Origin of the sequence: Alteromonas portus (genome assembly GCF_005117025.1) — a bacterium.
GTDB lineage: Bacteria > Pseudomonadota > Gammaproteobacteria > Enterobacterales > Alteromonadaceae > Alteromonas > Alteromonas portus.
In genome coordinates, this window is record NZ_SWCO01000001.1 from 256,602 (window position 1) to 276,215 (window position 19,614).

The window sequence follows — 19,614 nt, forward strand, 5'->3', positions numbered from 1 at the left end:
GTATTCAGGCGCTGGCAGAATTTTTAAATCAAAAACAGAGTCGCCGTGCCTAAGAAGGCAAAGATACCAACCACATCTGTAATAGTGGTGAGTATTACGCTTCCAGCAAGGGCAGGGTCTATTTTTAGGCGTTTCATGATCATAGGTAAAGTGGCACCGGCGAGTGCCGCTGCAATCATGTTTACCATCATTGCAAAGGCAATAATAATCCCCAGCATGTAGTCTTGCTTCCATAGTGCAATAACAGAAGCAATAAGTACCGCCCAAATGGCTCCATTTAAAAAGCCGATGGACATTTCCTTGCTAATAAGCCATCGAGAGTTACTGGCGTTAACATGGCCTAGTGCCATACCCCGAATAACAAGGGTTAACGTTTGGTTGCCCGCTACACCGCCCATACTAGGGACAATGGTATTTAAGATGGCCAGAACAGCCATCTGGCTTAAGGTCGCTTCAAATAAATCGCTAACCATGGCAGCCATAAGCGCCGTAACTAAGTTTACCGCCAGCCACACAGAACGCCGTTTAGTACTTTGCATAACAGGGGCAAAGGTATCTTCGTCATCATCAAGACCCGCCATACTCATCATGGAGTGTTCGGCGTCTTCACGAATAATATCAACAACGTCATCAATGGTAATTCGGCCCACAAGACGGTGCTTTTCATCAACAACAGGTGCGGAAAGCCAGTTATAACGTTCGAAAAGGCTAGCCACTTCATCGTCAGGCATATGCACCGGAATAGCTTCTGATTCTTCATCCATGACGTCAGATACTTTGTCGTCGGTATCTGCGGTGAGTAAACGGGTAACCGGAACTATACCAACAAGGTTGTCAGTTCGGTTTACCACGTAAAACGTATCAGTATTCTCTGGTAGCTCGCCTTTTAAACGGATATAGCGCAGAACTACGTCAATGGTCACATCAGGACGCAGCGTGATGGTGTCGGTGTTCATAATGAAACCAGCGGTTTCTTCACCGTAAGACAGCGCTTGCTCTGCGCGCACGCGGTCTTGTGCGTCCATCGAATCTAGAATGTCGGCCAATACTGGCTCGGGAAGACTGCTTAGCGTTTCTGCTAAGTCATCGGTATCCATCTCTTCAAGTGCATCAACCACATTGGCGGGGAGCATCTTTGTGATGATACCGTTTCGAACATCGTCAGAGAGTTCTTCTAAAATGTCGCCGTGAAAATCGCTATCAATAAGCTCCCATAACTCGTCACGGGTTCTGCTGGGGCTAGACTCAAGAATGTGGGCGACGTCTGAAGGCGGCAATTCAAGCAGAAGTTTACGTACAGATACAAACTGCCCATTAATTAATGCAGCATTGAGTGCGCGAAGCTGGGTTTGCACGTATTTAGAAACAAGCGCTTCTGCCATAAGGCGTTATTCCTACAAACAATGAGTGACAAGTGTAGGCTACTGAAGCCTAAGTGTGCGTAGAATATCGCAATTATAATGAGTCTGTCATGGTAAATGCATAGGTTTTATGCAGGATTTCAAGTTATCTTCGCTAAGTGTTGATTAATTGGTCAATGCATTGGGTAAGTAAGACTATTCGTCTTCGTTAAATCTACCCTCGATAAGTTCCTCAATAGCTGCAAGTGCATCAACAGCATCACTGCCGTCTACAATTACATCAACCTGTTCGCCTTGATGGCTTTCAAGCATCATTAACCCCAATACACTACTTGCGTCAGCTTCCTTATCGCCTTTTTTCAATATGATCTTAGCGTCGAATTGATTAGCCAGTTTAACCAGTTGGGTCGCCGCTCTAGCATGTAAGCCTAATTTGTTGACGATAGTTAGGGTTTTTTGAATAGTCATTACTGATTCAGCTCTCTATGGCGAATTTGTACATCAGGATGTATTTCACTGAAGGTTTTCGACAGCGTCTGTGCAATATAAACCGAGCGGTGCTGTCCGCCTGTACAGCCTATGGCCACGGTTACGTAACTTCTGTTATTGCGTTCTAAATGGGGAAGCCATGTGGTCATTAGGTTTTGAATTTGCCAAATAAATTTTGTAACCACGGGCTGCGAGCCTAAAAACACCTCCACCGGAGCGTCTAATCCTGTCAGGTGTTTAAGGTCTGGCTCCCAGTGAGGGTTAGGTAAAAAGCGCGCATCAAAAACGTAATCCGCATCTTTAGGTATACCGTGTTTAAAGCCAAACGATTCGAAAACAAGCACTAGGCGTGAGCTTTTCTTGCCTAGAATGCGTTCACGAATTAATTCTGCAAGCTGGTGAATGGTGAGCTTGTCGGTGTCTAGATATAAATCTGCACGCTCTGCAATGGGAGCAAGTAGGGCAGACTCGGCTTTAATGGCTTCTGATAGTGATTTATTGAGCTTGGCAAGAGGATGAAGGCGGCGGGTTTCACTGAAGCGCTTAACCAGCACATCATCGCTTGCATCTATATACACTATGGTCATTGACCATGAAGAAGGCAGGTAGTCTAGAATTTCTACTAAGTCGTCAGGGTTTTTGGGTAAGTTTCTTACATCAATACTCACTGCAACCTGATCGTACTCGTCCACAACCGTATGGGTTAGGGTGGGCAGCAAGTTTACTGGGATATTATCAACACAGTAATAACCTAAATCTTCCAATGCGCGAAGTGCGACAGATTTACCAGACCCCGAACGACCACTGATTATGATCAGCTTCACCTAATTTCTCCCTAACACTCTGGTTAAATCACATTCGCGTTGTTGAATTAAGCGGCTACTCGACGATGAATAGGCGCTTAATATTTAACTTAATGCAGATAGTATATCGTCGCTAGTTGTTGCGCGGCGTATTGCTTTAATCGTTTCTTTGTCGCTTAGTTTACCAGCCACAGTGGCCAGTGTTTGAAGGTGTCCTTCAGTTTGCTCTTCAGGAACGAGAAGCGCAAAAAATATGTCTACGGGCTTTTCATCAAGGGCGTCAAAGTCGATAGCAGGTGTGCTTGTAACAACGATTGCTATCACTTTCTCAAGACCAGCTAGACGGCCGTGCGGCAGAGCAATGCCGTTGCCAATACCTGTACTACCCATTCGTTCTCGAGCCATTAGGCTATTGAGTACCGTTGCCTGGTCGATGTTATCGTTTTGCTTGGCAGCGATATCTGCAATGATCTCAAGAATTCGCTTTTTACTATTACACTGAACCGCACACTCGGTGCGGTCCAGACTTACGATGGCTTGTATATCCATGCTTAATTAACTACTAATGTTTTTTCAGTTTTTCCTTATGCTTGATTACCTGCCGGTCGAGTTTATCAACCATGCTGTCAATCGCCGCATACATGTCGGTATTTTCTGAGGATGCGAATACTTCAGCGCCACTTAAATGAACGGTCGCTTCGGCTTTTTGATTTAATTTTTCAACGTTCAGGATGACATGCACATTAGAAATGTGATCAAAGTGACGTTCAAGTTTGCTGAACTTCGTATCGACATAATTACGCAAAGAGTCGGTGATTTCGACATGATGACCAGTAAGGTTGATTTGCATATTTCGTCTTCCTTATATTATTAAGCCCGTTTAAATAAGGCTTTTGCGTTGGTTCGACGGCGGGATCGATAACGATTCCCGGTACTTTGCTATTGTTCGCCTTGCGACTTTTATGCCTTGCTCGGCCAACAATGAAGCAATCTTGCTATCACTTAGCGGCTTACTGGGGTTTTCCGCAGCCACTAACTTCTTGATCAATGCACGAATCGCTGTAGATGAACATTCACCACCTGACTCGGTTGCAACGTGGCTTGAGAAGAAATACTTCAATTCGAAGATACCACGCGGCGTATGCATATACTTTTGCGTTGTCACACGCGAAATAGTCGATTCGTGCATATCTACCATTTCTGCGACATCATTTAGCACCATTGGTTTCATCATTTCCGGGCCGTGCTCAAAAAAGCCCATTTGTTGCTGCACAATACAATTTGCAACCTTCATTAAGGTTTCGTTACGAGATTCAAGGCTCTTAATGAACCACTTAGCCTCTTGCATATGTGAGCGGATGAATTGTGAGTCGCTACTGTTTTTGGCACGACGACTCATTGCAGCGTACTGCTGGTTTACGCTTAGTTTAGGCAGACTGTCAGGGTTCAGCTCAACCACCCAACGGCCATTTTTTTTGGTTACTGAGACATCAGGAATAACGTACTCAGGCTCTTTAGTAACTAAAGCACTACCTGGGCGAGGATTCAAGGTTTGAAGTAAACGCATGGCTTCTCGCAGCTGATCTTCTTTCAAGCGGCTTTTACGCATTAACGTGCGGTAGTCTTTGCTGCTTAGTAAATCAGAATATTCTTCAATAAGTTGCTTCGCTTCAGCTAGCCAAGGCGTGTCTTCTGAAAACTGGCGTAATTGCACCATGAGGCATTCTTGAGGCGAGCGAGAACCTGAACCTATGGGGTCGAACATCTGAATGCGTTTAAGTACGCACTCTATCTCGTCCATTTCAATAGGCTCTTCCATTTCATCGTTATTTACTGCTTCTAAAATATCATCAAGGGTAACGGTTAAGTAGCCCGATTCGTCGATTGAGTCGATGATAGCCGTGGCAATAGCGCGGTCAGTGTCGGAAAAGTGAGTAAGGCGCATTTGCCAAAGAAGATGTTCCTGAATGTCTTCAGTGGTTTCGCCCTGAAATATTTGTTCGTCGTCGTTAGACGGACCCGGCGCAGGTGCAGAAGATGCCGAGTAATATTCGTCCCACGTGCTGTCGATCGGCAGCTCATCAGGAAGGTCGTTTTTCTCAAGTGCATCGCCCGCTTCCAGTGTATCACTTGAGGCAGAAGCCGTGGCTTCAGATGCACTATCGTCGTTGTCGATGTTGTTCTTTTCTAACTGGGGCTCGTCACTTCCTTCTTCCACTTCCAAAAGCGGATTAGAGTCGAGCGCTTCTTGTATCTCTTGCTGGAGATCAAGCGTAGAAAGCTGCAGCAGTTTAATCGCCTGCTGAAGCTGAGGTGTCATTGTAAGTTGTTGGCTAAATTTTAGCTGTAAAGATGGTTTCATCTACGTCTTATTTAAATGCTCTAAATTAAATATACCAGAGCGAAAACTGAAAAATGACAATTCGGTTACATTAACTATAGCCTGAATTGCTCGCCTAGGTATACATCCCTTACTTTCTGATTACTTAAAACCTGTTCCGCTGTTCCTTGCGCAATAAGCTCGCCATGACTCACAATGTACGCTTTCTCACAAACATCCAATGTTTCGCGTACGTTATGGTCCGTGATAAGGATACCAATACCCCTATCGCGAAGATGTTGTATTATCTTCTTTATATCATTAACTGATATTGGATCAACACCAGCAAATGGTTCGTCTAACAAAATAAATTGTGGTTTTGCTGCCAAAGCGCGGGCAATTTCAACACGACGGCGCTCGCCCCCTGACAAACTCATCCCCGTACTATTACGTATATGGTTGATATTAAATTCATCAAGTAGGGCGTCCGCTTCTTCTTCTTGCTGCTGCGAATTTAAATCTTTACGGGTTTGTAAAATGGCCATGATATTCTCATGCACCGTAAGCTTTCTAAAGATTGATGCTTCTTGTGGAAGGTAGCCTATACCACGGCGTGCGCGCTCGTGCATTGGCTGATGAGTAAGCTCATTGTCATCAATTTCAATCTTGCCTTTATCTAAATTTACTAAGCCGACAATCATATAAAATGTGGTGGTCTTACCAGCACCATTAGGCCCAAGAAGGCCTACAATTTGGCCTGTTGAGACCGAAAGACTCACATCGCGAACCACTTGTCGTGATTTATAGGCTTTAGCAAGGTTTTTAGCGCTTAAAGTAGCCATTGCTATTGATTGTCCTTGTTGTCTTTTTTCGACGATGTTTTGCGAATAGTCTCTGGCGTAAATACGGTGGTTACGCGACCTTCTCCATTCTTACCCGCACCGCCTGTGGCCAATAATTGCTCGGTAATCATATCGAATGTGATTTTATCGCCTTGTACTTTACTGGTGTCTTGTTGTAATTCAGCGTTGCCTGCCAAAGAGATGGTGCGATTGACCACTTCGTAACGTATTTCATTGGCCTGAGCTGACACTGGCGTACCATCTTCGAGCGATTGAGAGTAGCTGGCAGGTTTACCTCGAGCGATAAATATTTCTCTGCCGCTGCCATCTGTAGCGATAACTTCAACTTCATCAGCTTTGATGACAAGCGATCCCTGGGTAATGAGTACGTCTTCCTTGTAAAGCGCCGTTTTGTTTTTACCGTCGATAAACTGGGTGTTTGAGCCTATTTTAATAGGCTGTGAAAAATCTTCTTCACTTGCAAGCACCGCTCCACTAGCGATGGAAAGTATAAGGCTAGTTGCTAGGGGAATAAGTCGTTTGTACATGATCTAAAAGCTCGTATTCTTGTGTGCGTAAGTTCGCGTTAAACCCATTACTTAAGATAAGGTATTGAGTGCCCAGTATCTCAACGGGTTGATCAGATGTCATTTGTTTCGTGTCTAAATTTATCTGGATGTATTCGGTTGATAAACTTTTTACAAAATCATCGCTGGTTTGATTTTCAATCACAACGCTATTTTCAAGCTGGATCAGCTCGTTGTTATAAAGCGTTCCTTCTTGTGCCGTGACAACCCAAGGCGATGTAGCGTTTTCGGTGTAAAGGGTGTACCGGGGCTGTTGAAATAAAACAAAACCTAACTGGTCGTAGTGCTCCATCGACTCTGCAAACACTTTGTGGTTGAGCTCACCATCTTGATTGTATAAGGTTGTGGTGAGGTTTTTGGCCTTGTAAGCTGGCTTTAAAGCGTCATTTTCACTGCTGCTTTGAGTCTCAGGCTGCTCTTCCATCCAAGTAGGGATATACATAAGCAGCGCTAAGATAAATAGCGCAGATATACTTAATCCTAAGCGATTAAAGCCAAACAGGCTCATACACTCGCTCCAAAAATCTCGTTCGCCACCCCTTTGGCTTGCAAAATGGTGTCTGAAATTTCTCGAACTGCGCCAAACCCACCTTGAAGTGTGGTTATCCAATTGGCTTGTTTGGCTACGTAAGGGTGAGCATCGGCAACCGCAATTTTCACTGCAACATGCTCATACATACCTGTGTCTGGCATGTCATCACCCACTGCAGCTACCTCATTAGGTTCTAACTTCAAGCATTGCATCAGTTCGCTTAGCGCGTCTGCTTTGTTTTCTTCGCCTTGAATAATGTGCGCAACATTAAGGGCTTTCATCCTGTTTTCTACAATCGCTGAACGTCGCCCGGTAATAACCGCCACATTTACGCCATTGCTGACCAGCGCTTTAACGCCGTATCCGTCGCGGGTGTGAAAGGCTTTTAGCTCTTCACCATCATTACCTAGATAAATGCGGCCGTCAGAAAACACACCATCTACGTCACACACCAACAGCTTAATATGCGCTAGCTTTTCAAAAAGCACGTTGTCTAAATCGGTATATAAGGTAGTTGTCATCTAAAGTACTCCTGCTTTCAATAGCATGTGCATATTGAAAGCGCCAACAGGTTTGCGCTTGTCATCGGTAACCATTAACGCGCTTATTTTGTGATTTTCCATTAAATTAAGCGCTTCGACAGCCAACTGATCTGCGGTTGTGGTTTTACCACCTTTGGTCATCACATCTTCTACGGTTGCGCAGTGTACATCAATGCGAGCATCGAGTATTCGTCGTAAATCACCGTCGGTAAAGACACCGGTCAATGAGCCATCTGAGGCTAATACACCAGTCATGCCTAGCCCCTTTTTAGAGATTTCCAGAAGTGCATCAGCGACAGATGCGTTTGCACTTACTAGCGGGATGTCACTGCCACTCAGCATAATATCACTCACTTTAAGCAGCAGTTTTCTGCCCAAGCTACCGCCAGGATGTGACAGCGCAAAATCATCCGATGTAAAGCCTTTTTGGTCGAGTAGCGCCACCGCAAGGGCGTCGCCCATAACCAATGTGGCCGTCGTGCTTGACGTCGGTGCAAGGCCCAATGAGCAGGCTTCTTTTTCAACGCTGATATCAAGTACCACGTCTGCGTGTTGGCCCAAGGAACTGGATGCACTGTTGGTCATGGCCACAACTTGTATTCCTAAACGCTTAACAACGGGCAACAGGTTAACTAGCTCGTTAGTTTCACCAGAATTAGAGATAGCTAATAAGACGTCTCCTTTACTTAGCATACCCAAGTCGCCATGGTTGGCTTCACCTGGATGCATGAAGAAAGCTGGAGTACCTGTACTAGCTAGCGTAGCGGCAATTTTATTACCGATATGCCCAGATTTGCCCATACCGCTTACAACCACTTTTCCCTTACAATTAAAGAGAATGTTACACGCGGTAATAAAGTCACCGTTTAAGCGCTCTGCAAGGTTAGCAATAGCCTGTGTTTCAATGTCTATCACACGCTTTGCCGATTCGATATAGTGCATCTGAGTTTTTGTATTCATGGTTATCCGAACAGCCAGAATTGATAGCCGATAAAGCAAGCCAGAAGTATAAATCCGTTTGTTCTTGAAATTGTACGCTTGCCAATTAAATCGAAGCTGAACAAAAACAATAACAAAGTTAAACCGAGCATGACGTACATATCTCGGTTATAGACGTCTGGGTCCAGAATACCAGGAGCGATCAACCCCGGCATACCAAGCACTGCGAGCAGATTGAATATGTTAGAGCCGATAATATTACCCAGTGCTAAATCATCTTCACCTTTAAGCACGCCAGCAACACTTGCTGCGAGTTCGGGCAGGCTTGTACCAAATGCAATAATAGTTAACCCGATAACCAAATCAGAAATGCCCATATATCTTGCAATTTCAACAGCTGAATTGACGAGGAAGTGGGCGCTCAAGGGTAGCACTACGAGGCCAACACCGATCCAGATAAGGGCAGAAGTATTAGAGACACCTTTAGGGATTTCATCTGCGGTTTCTGCGACAAGCGGATCTTCTTTATCTACCTGAAGTGACAACCATGCCATCATTGCTAGAACAAAGATAAATAGGCCCAACAGGATAATCCCCTCATAGGATTTCAGTTCACCATCAAACATAAAGCCGATGGCGATAAGTGAGATGATGAGAAGTGCGGGGAGTTCTCGTTTTAGTGTTGTAGATGAAACCAGAAGAGGTTTTACAAGGGCAGTTATACCTAACACCAACGCGATGTTCGTAATATTCGAGCCTAACGCGTTTCCTACGGCAGTATTCATATTGCCATTTGCAGAGGCAATAGCGGAAACCACAATTTCAGGTGCCGAAGAGCCCATAGCGACAATCGTTAATCCGATCATCATAGGAGAGATACCGATGTTCTTTGCTAGCGCAGAAGCACCATAAACAAAACGGTCCGCACTCCAACTTAAAACAATCAGCCCAACCAGAAAAATGACAATGTTTAAAAGCACAACAACCTGTAATAAAAAGTATTTCGCTAGATTGTCGCAAAAAGAGTGCCATTTGCCTATGCTCGCAACGCTTTATTTTCATCAAATAAGGCCAACTGCCGTAAATTTCTGCCGATAGTCAATGTTAAACGAGGCTTTACTGGCCTGGCCCAGGCGTTCAGTTTCAGTTAATAAACAAAGAAATAGGATGGGGACTGGAACTACACGTAAGAATTAGCTAGGGCACTGGCATTACTTCAGCGCGGGTTACCTATCATTCGTCTTAATAGAACATAACTTGTAACTTTTTGACTTTGGCGAGGGTCTTGAAAAAGCGTACAATGGCTCCAAATTACACGGCCCAGTGGGCATGTCTGATAAACAAGCCAGCCTGTAAAAATAAAAAACTACACTGGAGAGTAAACTTTTTTGAATTTCCATGCTCTTAAAAGTAAACTGTTCAGTAAACTTTATGAGTTATGTGTGCGAAGGCACAGAAATTGAATATGCCATTACTCATATGCTTTTATAATTTTCTAAGTGGATTGATATCGCTTTTAACAAACGACATCAATTCAGCGTCAGGGGTCGACATTTAAGTAACTATGGATCATTTAGTTGAAGTAGATAACCTAACCTTTAAGCGTGCTGACCGCATTATTTATGATGGAATTTCGCTTAAGGTGCCCAAAGGCAAAATTACTGCGGTAATGGGGCCAAGTGGTATAGGTAAAACCACGCTGCTGCGCCTTATCGGCGGGCAGTTAACGCCAGATGAAGGTGACGTTAGGTTCGACGGCGATTCAATTGTCTCAATGTCGAGAAAGTCTTTGTACGAAACCCGTCGCAGAATGAGCATGCTTTTCCAAAGTGGCGCGTTATTTACCGATATGAGTGTGTTCGATAACGTGGCGTTTCCGCTTCGCGAACATACCGAGTTATCGGAAGACGTTATCGCGACTATTGTCGCTTTAAAGCTACAGGCTGTAGGGTTACGCGGTGCTGCTCAGTTAATGCCCAGTGAGCTATCTGGTGGGATGGCGCGTAGGGCAGCTCTTGCTAGGGCAATAGCGCTTGATCCAGATTTAATCATGTACGACGAACCCTTTGCCGGACAAGATCCTATTTCTATGGGCGTGTTGGTGAAGCTAATTCGTGAACTAAACGACGCACTAGGCCTTACCAGCATAGTGGTAACCCACGATGTAACCGAAGTGTTGACCATTGCTGACTATATCTACATTTTGGCAGATAAGCGGGTTATCGGTGAAGGAACGGCACAGCAAATTAAAGAAAGTGACTCTGAATTAGTTCAGCAGTTCTTGAAAGGAAAAGCAGACGGCCCGGTACCCTTTCATTACCCTGCACCTGATTTGAAAACAAGCTTTTTGGGGGCAGATAAATGAAGTTCTTCCAATCGATAGGTGCTAAAACAATAGGGAAGATTTCTGCCATTGGTAGAGCGGCGCTAATGCTGTTTGGCGCACTCATCGCTGTTCCTCGAGTAAAAAACATTCCACTGGTTATTAAACAGCTTTATGTGGTTGGTGTTCAGTCGTTACTTATCATCATGGTTTCTGGCCTGTTTATTGGCATGGTAATGGCGCTGCAAGGCTACACGATTTTAGTGGACTACGGTGCAGAAGGCAGCTTAGGTCCCATGGTGGCGCTTTCTCTATTACGTGAACTTGGCCCTGTGGTTACAGCCTTGCTTTTCGCAGGGCGTGCAGGTTCAGCGTTGACCGCTGAAATTGGCCTGATGAAAGCTACTGAGCAGTTAAGTAGTTTAGAGATGATGGCGGTAGACCCGCTAAGGCGAATTGTTGCTCCGCGATTTTGGGCGGGGATGTTAGCAATGCCAATGCTTGCCATTATTTTCAGCGCAATTGGTATTTTAGGCGGCCACTTAGTGGGCGTTGACTGGCTAGGGGTTGATGCAGGCAGCTACTGGTCAATTATGCAGTCGACAGTAGATTGGAACCAAGATGTCATAAACGGCGTAATAAAAAGCCTCGTGTTTGCCTTGGTTGTGACGTGGATTGCCATATTTAAAGGTTACGATTCTATTCCAACATCGGAAGGGATCAGCAAAGCGACTACCGAGACGGTGGTCTATTCATCATTAGCAGTATTAGGGCTGGACTTCGTGCTAACCGCCCTTATGTTTGGTATCGAGTAGGGGATTGGAATGAGTAAGTATAAAACGGAAGTGATGGTTGGTGTGTTTGTCGTGCTTACTATCGGTGCATTGATGTTGTTGGCTCTAAAGGTTGCAAACCAGACCGTTGCTACTGAAGGCGATACCTACACCTTATATGCGAAGTTTGACAATATTGGTGGCCTAAAACCTCGTTCAGCGGTGAAAGTGGGTGGCGTAACCGTTGGCCGTGTGTCGTCAATTACCCTGGACCAAGAAGATTTTACGCCTGTGGTAGAGCTTTCCATTTTAAACGAGTACAACGGCTTCCCTGAAACGAGTTCTGTGTCTATTTTGACGTCTGGTTTATTAGGCGAGCAGTATGTTGGTTTCCAACCGGGCTTCTCTTTTGACGGTGTCGCCAATTTGAAAAACGGCGATTATCTTCAAGATACTAAGTCAGCATTGGTGTTAGAAGACCTTATCGGACAGTTTTTATTTAACCGCGGAAGCGACGAAGACTAATCGCGGTACTTCGGCCACACGTATACAGTTGAAGTCGTCATTTAATTCCAGCGATCTGATGAAACTAAATGTTTCTTTGTCAGGTCTGCTAAATAGAGTTTTAAGTTAGGAGAGTGATTTTGAAAAAGTTTATGGTAGCAATTGGCATCTTTATGATGTCTGTAGCGGGCATAGCAAATGCGCAAGAAGTTAATGAGCAAAACCCCTACGAGCTAGTTCAGGATGTGGCCAACCGCACGTTTGAGCGTATTAAAGCGAATCAAGAAGCGATTAAAGCCGATCCAGAAATGCTGCGCACTATTATGCAGGAAGAGCTTGTTCCGCACATTGATTATAAATTTGCTGCTTTTATGGTACTGGGCAAGCACTTTAAATCTGTGCCACAGGAAAAAATGGGCGAGTACATCAGCGTATTTCGTCAATACTTAGTCACAACGTACGCGGTTGCAATGGGTTACTATGACAACCAAGAAGTTATCTTTGAGCCCGAATCCTCTTTTGATGATAAAAAGTCAGTAACTGTGCGCGCGGTAGTTCAAGACCCAAATCGTCCTGAAATTAAAATTGCATTTAAGGTTCGTAAAGACACTAAAACGAATGAATGGAAAGCCTACGATATGGTTGCTGAAGGCATTAGTATGTTAAACAGTAAGCGTAGCGAATTTGAATCAATACTTCGTCAAGACGGTATCGATGCTGTAATTGCGTTAATGCGCGATAAAATTGGTAAGCCGGTAGAGCTTAACCAAGGCGAGCCTATTGAAATCGAAGGAGAGGCTGAGTGAGCCTATTCGAGGTAAACGACAAGGGCAACATTGTGGTTCACGGTCACTTAGACCGTGAAACGCTGTCGAAAAACTTTTGGGTAAGTTTAAGCGCTGACGAACGTAGCACTTTGATTACTAACAAAAGATGTCAGATTGATTTGAGTGATGTAGAGCGTGCAGATAGTGCAGGTTTGGCATGGCTGATTAATGCTGTTAGGGATGCAAAGCAAAATGGTGTTAGCATGACCCTTTATAAAATGCCCGAAAAGCTGCAAAAGCTTGCGAAAATAAGCGACGCAGATAGCTTTTTACCCGTAGAATAAACACCAGTTAGCGAATTAAGAAGTAAGTTATGGAATTGTCTGAAATTGAAAAAATCTTGAAAGATGCGTTAGACCTGCACGAAGTCCATGTAAAGGGCGAAGGTTCGCATTTTAATATCATTGCGGTAAGCGATGCATTTAACGAAATGAGTCGTGTGAAGCGTCAGCAGGCAGTATACGCGCCTTTAGCTGATAAAATTGCAGACGGTAGCATGCATGCAATTACCATCAAGACGTTTTCAGTTAAAGACTGGGAGCGCGAGCGCCAGTTTAATATTCCTCAATAATAGGCGTAGCACGTGGATAAACTCGTAATTAAAAAGAGCCCTGCGCTCAACGGCACTGTGCGTATTTCGGGTGCCAAAAATGCGGCCTTGCCATTATTGATGACTAGCTTGCTGACCGATGCACCCTGTCGTTACACAAATGTTCCTCGTCTTCGTGATATCAACACAACCACGGCACTGCTGCGTGAATTAGGCGTAGAAGTAGCTCTACCCGCACCTAACGATATCGTTATTGATGCCAGCACGCTACAAAGCGTTACAGCGTCGTATGAGTTAGTACGTACTATGCGTGCATCTATCTTGGTGCTTGGGCCGTTACTAGCTAAGCAAGGTAAAGCAAACGTGTCTTTACCTGGTGGTTGCGCCATTGGTGCCCGTCCAGTAAACCTTCATTTAACGGGCCTTGAAAAGATGGGCGCAAAGATTGAAGTTGATGAAGGCTACATCCGTGCTGAAGTTGATGGACGCCTAAAAGGTGCCCGTATCTTTATGGATATGGTGAGTGTAGGGGCAACTGAAAACCTGTTGATGGCTGCAGCATTGGCTGATGGTACGACTATCTTAGAAAATGCGGCACGCGAGCCTGAAATTGTTGATTTGGCGAATTGTCTTATCCAGATGGGCGCAAAAATCACTGGTGCAGGAAGTGATAAAATAACCATTGAAGGCGTAGAAACCTTAAATGGCTGTGATTATGCAGTTCTGCCTGATCGCATCGAAACCGGTACTTTCTTGGTAGCGGCTGCGGTAACGGGCGGTAAAATTCGCTGTACCCATGCGGCACCTGACACGTTGGATGCGGTACTAGATAAGCTTGAGCAAGCTGGCGCGAAAATTACCGTAGGCGAAGACTGGATTGAGCTAGATATGGAAGGTCGTAAGCCTAAGGCAGTGCGCGTTAAAACCGCACCGCACCCAGCATTTCCAACTGATATGCAGGCTCAGTTTGTTACCCTTAACTGTGTTGCCGAAGGTACAGGCGTAATAACTGAAACTATTTTCGAGAACCGTTTTATGCACGTGCCAGAGCTACAGCGCATGGGCGCAGAGATCGCGTTAGAAGCGAATTCGGCCGTGTCTAAAGGTAGTTCAAGCTTGAAAGGGGCACCGGTGATGGCAACTGACCTTCGTGCATCAGCAAGCTTAGTGATCGCTGGTCTTATTGCAGAAGGTGAAACTCACGTTAACCGTATTTATCATTTAGATCGCGGTTATGAATCGATTGAAGAGAAACTTGGTAATTTAGGCGCCATCATAGAGCGAGTTAAAGAGTAACGTTATCTTGTAAGTTTTTAGCCTGGATAAAAGCGCCTGTTCATTACGGCGCTTTTTTTGTGTCTGATTTATCTTAACTACCCGTGTAGTTAAACGACAGCTGAGCCACTGTTATTTGTTTACATGCCGCTGAATATTGATAGCAATTATTGGCCCGCGCGAAGTTCAGCCACAGTTGCTGTAATAGTAATGGAGCGACCATCACGACTAAGCTCAATCTCAAGCTCGGTACCAGGCTCTGTTTCTGCAATCATATCCAGCGTTTTTGAGGCGCTTTCTAAACGTACGCCGTCTATGGCGACGATAATGTCACCAGGGCGAATTCCCGCAATATCGGCTGGGCTGCCTTTTGCTACCGCAGAAACATCTATGCCTGGTCGATTGCGATTTTCACCGCCAACAAAGCCTAGCTGACCGCGCACAACTCGCCCGTTACTGATAATTTCATCCATGACTCGCTTGGCTAATTCGTAGGGTACAGCAAAGTTAATACCGTCAACATTGCGGGCGCGGTTATTAGAATCTAACACCTGAAAATTTGCATTAGTGATACCCAATAGTATGCCGTTACTGTCTACCAAAGCACCACCAGAATTACCTTGATTCAATACGGCATCGGTTTGAATAAAATCAACATAGTTTGAAAGGCCATTACGGCCAGCTCTGCTTACTATCCCTTGAGTAATGGTTTGTCCCAGGTCGAAAGGATTGCCTATCGCCATGACTACATCACCCACATGGGTATCGGGTTCAGCTACTTGAGGAATTATGTGCAGGTTATCCGCTGTCACTTTTAATACGGCAAGGTCGGTCAAAGGGTCGGTGCCTACAATCTGCGCTTCTAAAATACGCCCATCTTGAACCGCCACGTAAATGCTATCTGCATCGGCAACAACGTGGTGACAGGTAAGCAGGTAGCCATTTTCTGTCATAATAACGCCAGAACCCAAGTTGGTTCGTCCACGAGATTGATTTCTAAATAAGCCTGAACCGTTTTCAATACTTACGCTGTAAATATTAACTACTGCAGGCGCAGAACGGCTTAATGCAGTGAAATAGCTCTCGCGGCTAGCACTTACTGAGGGTGTATTAAAAAAACCTTGAGCAAGGCCTTTTCCATTGCGAAGGTCGGGAAGGAACACTAATAGAAGTGCAGCAACAGCTACGCCAAGAACTACAGATTTTAGTAAGAAGTTTATTATCGAGCGGCCAGTCACAAGTTACACTTATTATTGTTGTCTGTCGCACTTACTCTATATGCACCGTCATAAGCGGCGCTACTTCACAAATTTAAAGCGCAACGTTCTTAAATTGTCATTCTTAATGTAAAGGATATCACTTTATTCAATAAACTACCGTAACGAAACGCAAATTTTGTGTAACTCGTTACGTTTATCGCGGTGTGCACAAGGCTCGGTGGTTTAGTAACGCTAAATATATTATCTGTGTTTCAATAAAAACGGCGCTAAATGCGCCGTTTTTTATCTATACCGTTACAGGTATTGCATATTTCACGAATGTTACTGCCTGATAACCAAGTAAAGCGTTGAGTTACCGCGTTTTACATTAAGCGCGATAACGCCTTTAGCTTCGTCTAGCGCATTTCTGAACTCAGCTACTGTAGAAGTGCGGACTCGGTTAACGCCAATTATTACATCTTCAGATTGAAGGCCAATGCGTGCAGCTGGTGCGCCTCGTTCTATTTCAGAAACTACAACGCCTGCGTTGCCAGCATTGTCAGCGCCGTTAGACAGGGTTGCACCCTCTAGCGCTGGGTGAATTTGAGCTGCCGTTACTGTGGTATCTGTAGCGTCATCTAAGACAACATCTACATTCATTTTCTTACCTTTTCGCATAACGGTGAGCTCAACTTCAGCGCCCGCACCCATACTCGCGATTTTTGCGCGTAGTTCTTGGAAGCTATGAAGTTTACGACCGTTAATAGCGGTAATAATATCACCAGCTTGCAGACCACCTTTTTCAGCAGCCGAGTCTGGCTGCACTTCGCTCACGAACGCACCAATATTCACTTCCGCATTCATGGCTTCTGCAAGGCCCGCGTCAATATCGCTACCTAAAATGCCTAACAGGCCACGGCGTACTTCACCAAACTCAGCAATTTGATCAATTAGGCTTTTCATCATATTGGCAGGAATGGCAAAACCAATACCGACGTTGCCGCCGTTAGGGCCAAAAATAGCAGTGTTGATACCAACCAGTTCACCATGAAGGTTAACCAGCGCGCCACCTGAGTTACCGCGGTTAATTGCGGCGTCGGTTTGAATAAAGTCTTCATAACCGCCAATGTTCAAGCCAGAACGGCCCAGGGCGCTCACAATGCCAGAGGTAACTGTTTGAGAAAGACCAAACGGATTACCAATAGCTACTACAAAGTCGCCTACGCGCAGCGCGTCAGAATCGGCAAGCGGTAACGCTTTTAAATCATCAGGTTCTATTTTAAGTAACGCGATATCGCTTTGCTCGTCGGAGCCTAGCTTTTTCGCCTTAAACTCGCGACCGTCAGTTAACTTAACGGTGATTTCATCTGCATTATCAACAACGTGGTTGTTGGTAACGACATAACCTTTATCGGCATCAATGATGACACCAGAACCAAGACCTCGGAAAGGACGTTCTTGAACCTGCTCTTGCGGGGCACCGAAGAAGTAGCGAAACATCTCGGGTACACGCTGCGTAGAGGTTTGGGTTCCCTCTACCGCAATGCTTACTACCGCAGGAGTAGCTTCTTCTAGCATAGGGGCTAAAGAGGGAACTTCATCTTTTTTATCAGAAAAGAACGGTAACGCCGCCTGTGTGCTAGCAGTAAAGCCCAATGAACTTACAACAACGGCAGACGCCAATAGACAATGGCGGAAAGACATTTTCATGTTCGCTTACACTCCTTCATGTTATATGCGACATAGCATGGTTTCACTAGAAGAGTCCGAGGTCGTGATAAAGTTCCCGATGTTACTGTTTTTCTGCGGTATTCTTATCAGAACCGCCGACGAACAGCCCAGAACCCGAGTTAGCGAAGTCTCTAGGCTGTGTATCAGAAACACGCTTAACTCTCGATTTGTCAGACCCTTTCAGGTTATTACGTAAATATGTGGTTGCTTGTTCCCCGTAAAAAGGGACTTTGCTGTCATCATCGCCGCCTTGTTCAAGCAGCAATTCATACTCTTCAATTTGTTGCTTTAGGGTTTCGCACTGGCTTTCAATGCTCTCTAAGCTTTGACGAGTTTGATGAATGTGGTGTTGCGCCTGCTGTGCAAGGATCTCTTTAACTTGCTTCTCAGTCTGTGCAGTATTGCCTGCGCCCTGCTTTTGTTGAAAAAAGCGACCTGCGAAAAAGCCAATAATTAACCCAACTACTAACAAAGCAAGAGATACTAACAATTCCATTATATTCTCCGAATCAATCTACATCTTGCAGCCGACCTTTACTTCTACGATCTAAAAGCTGCTTTCGACCATACGCTGAATATAGCAAGGTCGAACCCGAAAAGCGCATACATCGAGGCATTTATTCGGTGTATGTCGAATTTCAATGTGAGATTCTACCGTGATTTCCATTAAAATTAAGGTCATAATTGAGAAATTCAAGCAGGTCGGTGCAGCAAGCGCCACTATTGACTTTTGTACGGAGTGGTTTCGGCGATGACGCCATGGGAAAAATATCAGCTAGATCTTCAGTCGTCTGACTTTCATTACGACGCGGCGCAAGAAAATGCAGTAAAAGAACTTCAGCGTTTGTTTGATGAACTTACCCAACCTGAAAGGAAAACGACGTGGCGGGTAAAGTTAAAAGCAGCGTTTGGGAAAGGCCATGCGAAGCCTGGTATCCAGGGCATTTACTTTTATGGCGGGGTAGGGCGAGGCAAAACCTATTTAGTAGACACCTTCTACGACTGTTTGCCGTTCGAGAAGAAAATGCGCGTGCATTTTCACCGCTTTATGTACCGTGTGCACGATGAACTAAAGCAGCTTAAAAACGCACAAGACCCGCTAAAGCTGGTAGCGGCTAAGTTAGCAAAAGAAGCGCGGGTAATATGCTTTGACGAGTTTTTCGTGTCTGATATAACCGACGCCATGATTTTAGGCACGTTAATGGAAGAGCTGTTTGGTCACGGTATTGTGCTGGTGGCGACGTCGAACATAGTCCCTGACGATTTGTATAAAAACGGATTGCAGCGTGCGCGGTTCTTACCTGCTATCGATCTACTCAATCAGAATACCCGCGTGGTAAATGTTGATAGCGGTATTGATTATCGTCTTAGGACCTTAGAGCAAGCCGAAATTTATCACTACCCACTTGATGACGAAGCCACTGAAAACTTGCATAGCTACTTTTCTCAGTTAGCACCGGAAGAAGGCTCTAAAGGCGAAGATATTGAGGTGAACAACCGAAAAATACCGACGCTTAGAAACGCTGACGGGGTATTGATGATTGATTTTAAAGCCCTGTGTGGCGGGCCCCGCAGCCAGAGCGACTACATTGAGCTAAGCCGTTGTTATCACTCAGTGCTTTTAGCGAATGTTAAGGAAATGGGCCAGCATAATGACGATGTGGCACGCCGTTTTATTGCAATGGTGGACGAGTTTTACGAGCGAAATGTAAAGCTGATCATATCTGCAGAAGTCGCGCTGGAAAGCTTGTACACCGAGGGGCTACTTAACTTTGAGTTCAGACGCTGTCTTAGCCGCTTAAAGGAAATGCAGTCCCACGACTACCTAGCAACCGAGCACTTACCGTAAACATAAATATGGGGTCAGAGTACATTTTGACCTCATCGAAAATGTGAAAGCTACCAACCTACACCCTTTCTCGGGGCGTTCACGTTGGTATTACATGAAAATTAAGGTAGAATTTCGCCCAAATTTTTTGTGTCGCTTAGCCTACCGTTATTTTGGGCAGTGTTTCGC

23 protein-coding genes are annotated in these 19,614 nt (G+C 45.0%); 8 read left to right on the forward strand and 15 right to left on the reverse strand.

Annotated features, from left to right (window positions below; translation table 11 throughout):
• Window positions 1-23: 23 nt before the first annotated feature.
• From mgtE to E5672_RS01105, 12 genes are all read right to left on the reverse strand, one after another.
• Complete coding sequence (gene mgtE / locus E5672_RS01050) at window positions 24-1,382, reverse strand: magnesium transporter (RefSeq protein ID WP_136780543.1); 1,359 nt, start codon at window positions 1,380-1,382, stop codon at window positions 24-26.
• 174 nt (window positions 1,383-1,556) lie between these two features.
• Entirely contained in the window at window positions 1,557-1,829 is a 273-nt protein-coding gene (locus E5672_RS01055) for an HPr family phosphocarrier protein (protein WP_014948339.1), read from the reverse strand.
• A complete protein-coding gene (gene rapZ / locus E5672_RS01060; RefSeq protein WP_039219650.1) occupies window positions 1,829-2,674 on the reverse strand; it encodes an RNase adapter RapZ in 846 nt (281 codons plus the stop codon). The genes E5672_RS01055 and rapZ overlap by 1 nt, the downstream gene beginning before the upstream one ends.
• 84 nt (window positions 2,675-2,758) lie before the next feature.
• Window positions 2,759-3,202 carry a PTS IIA-like nitrogen regulatory protein PtsN gene (gene ptsN, locus E5672_RS01065; protein WP_136780544.1) on the reverse strand — a complete coding sequence of 148 codons (444 nt, stop codon included), beginning with the start codon at window positions 3,200-3,202 and terminating at the stop codon, window positions 2,759-2,761.
• A gap of 13 nt (window positions 3,203-3,215) precedes the next feature.
• On the reverse strand, window positions 3,216-3,503 hold the full coding sequence (gene hpf, locus E5672_RS01070; RefSeq protein ID WP_012517338.1) for a ribosome hibernation promoting factor: 288 nt from the start codon (window positions 3,501-3,503) through the stop codon (window positions 3,216-3,218).
• Between the two features lie 30 nt (window positions 3,504-3,533).
• A complete protein-coding gene (locus E5672_RS01075) occupies window positions 3,534-5,015 on the reverse strand; it encodes an RNA polymerase factor sigma-54 (RefSeq protein WP_136780545.1) in 1,482 nt (493 codons plus the stop codon).
• A gap of 74 nt (window positions 5,016-5,089) precedes the next feature.
• On the reverse strand, window positions 5,090-5,815 hold the full coding sequence (lptB, locus tag E5672_RS01080) for an LPS export ABC transporter ATP-binding protein (protein WP_014948343.1): 726 nt from the start codon (window positions 5,813-5,815) through the stop codon (window positions 5,090-5,092).
• Window positions 5,816-5,817: 2 nt separating this feature from the next.
• Complete coding sequence (gene lptA, locus E5672_RS01085) at window positions 5,818-6,363, reverse strand: lipopolysaccharide transport periplasmic protein LptA (protein WP_136780546.1); 546 nt, start codon at window positions 6,361-6,363, stop codon at window positions 5,818-5,820.
• Window positions 6,332-6,910, reverse strand: a complete 579-nt coding sequence (lptC, locus tag E5672_RS01090) for an LPS export ABC transporter periplasmic protein LptC (protein WP_136780547.1) — start codon at window positions 6,908-6,910, stop codon at window positions 6,332-6,334. The genes lptA and lptC overlap by 32 nt, the downstream gene beginning before the upstream one ends.
• The gene (gene kdsC, locus E5672_RS01095; protein WP_136780548.1) at window positions 6,907-7,455 is read right to left on the reverse strand and encodes a 3-deoxy-manno-octulosonate-8-phosphatase KdsC; all 549 of its coding nucleotides are present in this window, start codon (window positions 7,453-7,455) and stop codon (window positions 6,907-6,909) included. The genes lptC and kdsC overlap by 4 nt, the downstream gene beginning before the upstream one ends.
• Window positions 7,456-8,436 carry a KpsF/GutQ family sugar-phosphate isomerase gene (locus E5672_RS01100; protein WP_136780549.1) on the reverse strand — a complete coding sequence of 327 codons (981 nt, stop codon included), beginning with the start codon at window positions 8,434-8,436 and terminating at the stop codon, window positions 7,456-7,458. It lies immediately after the preceding gene.
• Between the two features lie 2 nt (window positions 8,437-8,438).
• Entirely contained in the window at window positions 8,439-9,395 is a 957-nt protein-coding gene (locus tag E5672_RS01105) for a calcium/sodium antiporter (RefSeq protein WP_136780550.1), read from the reverse strand.
• 584 nt (window positions 9,396-9,979) lie between these two features.
• On the opposite strand from E5672_RS01105, the gene mlaF reads away from it, so the two are divergent.
• The 7 genes from mlaF (at window position 9,980) to murA (ending at window position 14,688) form a co-directional block, all read left to right on the forward strand.
• The gene (gene mlaF, locus E5672_RS01110) at window positions 9,980-10,780 is read left to right on the forward strand and encodes a phospholipid ABC transporter ATP-binding protein MlaF (protein WP_136780551.1); all 801 of its coding nucleotides are present in this window, start codon (window positions 9,980-9,982) and stop codon (window positions 10,778-10,780) included.
• Complete coding sequence (gene mlaE / locus E5672_RS01115; RefSeq protein ID WP_136780552.1) at window positions 10,777-11,553, forward strand: lipid asymmetry maintenance ABC transporter permease subunit MlaE; 777 nt, start codon at window positions 10,777-10,779, stop codon at window positions 11,551-11,553. Before mlaF ends, mlaE begins: the two co-directional genes overlap by 4 nt.
• A 9-nt stretch (window positions 11,554-11,562) precedes the next feature.
• Window positions 11,563-12,036 carry an outer membrane lipid asymmetry maintenance protein MlaD gene (gene mlaD / locus E5672_RS01120; RefSeq protein WP_136780553.1) on the forward strand — a complete coding sequence of 158 codons (474 nt, stop codon included), beginning with the start codon at window positions 11,563-11,565 and terminating at the stop codon, window positions 12,034-12,036.
• A 119-nt stretch (window positions 12,037-12,155) separates the two neighbouring features.
• Complete coding sequence (locus E5672_RS01125; protein WP_136780554.1) at window positions 12,156-12,821, forward strand: MlaC/ttg2D family ABC transporter substrate-binding protein; 666 nt, start codon at window positions 12,156-12,158, stop codon at window positions 12,819-12,821.
• Window positions 12,818-13,126 carry an STAS domain-containing protein gene (locus E5672_RS01130; RefSeq protein WP_136780555.1) on the forward strand — a complete coding sequence of 103 codons (309 nt, stop codon included), beginning with the start codon at window positions 12,818-12,820 and terminating at the stop codon, window positions 13,124-13,126. Before E5672_RS01125 ends, E5672_RS01130 begins: the two co-directional genes overlap by 4 nt.
• A 29-nt stretch (window positions 13,127-13,155) precedes the next feature.
• Window positions 13,156-13,413 carry a BolA family protein gene (locus tag E5672_RS01135; protein ID WP_012517351.1) on the forward strand — a complete coding sequence of 86 codons (258 nt, stop codon included), beginning with the start codon at window positions 13,156-13,158 and terminating at the stop codon, window positions 13,411-13,413.
• 12 nt (window positions 13,414-13,425) lie between these two features.
• Entirely contained in the window at window positions 13,426-14,688 is a 1,263-nt protein-coding gene (gene murA, locus E5672_RS01140; protein WP_136780556.1) for a UDP-N-acetylglucosamine 1-carboxyvinyltransferase, read from the forward strand.
• 146 nt (window positions 14,689-14,834) lie between these two features.
• Here the strand turns inward: murA and E5672_RS01145 are convergent, their stop codons facing one another.
• From E5672_RS01145 to E5672_RS01155, 3 genes are all read right to left on the reverse strand, one after another.
• A complete protein-coding gene (locus E5672_RS01145; RefSeq protein WP_136780557.1) occupies window positions 14,835-15,905 on the reverse strand; it encodes a trypsin-like peptidase domain-containing protein in 1,071 nt (356 codons plus the stop codon).
• Between the two features lie 303 nt (window positions 15,906-16,208).
• Window positions 16,209-17,570, reverse strand: coding sequence for a DegQ family serine endoprotease (locus E5672_RS01150; protein WP_136781028.1), 1,362 nt, complete (start codon window positions 17,568-17,570; stop codon window positions 16,209-16,211).
• Between the two features lie 88 nt (window positions 17,571-17,658).
• The gene (locus tag E5672_RS01155; protein WP_136780558.1) at window positions 17,659-18,093 is read right to left on the reverse strand and encodes a ZapG family protein; all 435 of its coding nucleotides are present in this window, start codon (window positions 18,091-18,093) and stop codon (window positions 17,659-17,661) included.
• 255 nt (window positions 18,094-18,348) lie between these two features.
• Here E5672_RS01155 and zapE point away from each other — a divergent pair, with 255 nt between their 5' ends.
• Window positions 18,349-19,446 carry a cell division protein ZapE gene (gene zapE / locus E5672_RS01160; RefSeq protein ID WP_136780559.1) on the forward strand — a complete coding sequence of 366 codons (1,098 nt, stop codon included), beginning with the start codon at window positions 18,349-18,351 and terminating at the stop codon, window positions 19,444-19,446.
• The last annotated feature ends 168 nt before the right edge of the window (window positions 19,447-19,614 follow it).

Bases quoted from the DNA above. Each gene is read 5' to 3' on its own strand.
- E5672_RS01135 (WP_012517351.1), top strand. From the start codon at position 13,156: ATGGAATTGTCTGAAATTGAAAAAATCTTGAAAGATGCGTTAGACCTG.
- lptC (WP_136780547.1), bottom strand. From the start codon at position 6,910: ATGAGCCTGTTTGGCTTTAATCGCTTAGGATTAAGTATATCTGCGCTA.
- mgtE (WP_136780543.1), bottom strand. From the start codon at position 1,382: ATGGCAGAAGCGCTTGTTTCTAAATACGTGCAAACCCAGCTTCGCGCA.
- E5672_RS01055 (WP_014948339.1), bottom strand. From the start codon at position 1,829: ATGACTATTCAAAAAACCCTAACTATCGTCAACAAATTAGGCTTACAT.
- ptsN (WP_136780544.1), bottom strand. From the start codon at position 3,202: ATGGATATACAAGCCATCGTAAGTCTGGACCGCACCGAGTGTGCGGTT.
- lptA (WP_136780546.1), bottom strand. From the start codon at position 6,363: ATGTACAAACGACTTATTCCCCTAGCAACTAGCCTTATACTTTCCATC.
- kdsC (WP_136780548.1), bottom strand. From the start codon at position 7,455: ATGACAACTACCTTATATACCGATTTAGACAACGTGCTTTTTGAAAAG.
- mlaD (WP_136780553.1), top strand. From the start codon at position 11,563: ATGAGTAAGTATAAAACGGAAGTGATGGTTGGTGTGTTTGTCGTGCTT.
- zapE (WP_136780559.1), top strand. From the start codon at position 18,349: ATGACGCCATGGGAAAAATATCAGCTAGATCTTCAGTCGTCTGACTTT.
- mlaF (WP_136780551.1), top strand. From the start codon at position 9,980: ATGGATCATTTAGTTGAAGTAGATAACCTAACCTTTAAGCGTGCTGAC.
- hpf (WP_012517338.1), bottom strand. From the start codon at position 3,503: ATGCAAATCAACCTTACTGGTCATCATGTCGAAATCACCGACTCTTTG.
- lptB (WP_014948343.1), bottom strand. From the start codon at position 5,815: ATGGCTACTTTAAGCGCTAAAAACCTTGCTAAAGCCTATAAATCACGA.
- mlaE (WP_136780552.1), top strand. From the start codon at position 10,777: ATGAAGTTCTTCCAATCGATAGGTGCTAAAACAATAGGGAAGATTTCT.
- E5672_RS01100 (WP_136780549.1), bottom strand. From the start codon at position 8,436: ATGAATACAAAAACTCAGATGCACTATATCGAATCGGCAAAGCGTGTG.
- E5672_RS01075 (WP_136780545.1), bottom strand. From the start codon at position 5,015: ATGAAACCATCTTTACAGCTAAAATTTAGCCAACAACTTACAATGACA.
- E5672_RS01150 (WP_136781028.1), bottom strand. From the start codon at position 17,570: ATGTCTTTCCGCCATTGTCTATTGGCGTCTGCCGTTGTTGTAAGTTCA.
- E5672_RS01155 (WP_136780558.1), bottom strand. From the start codon at position 18,093: ATGGAATTGTTAGTATCTCTTGCTTTGTTAGTAGTTGGGTTAATTATT.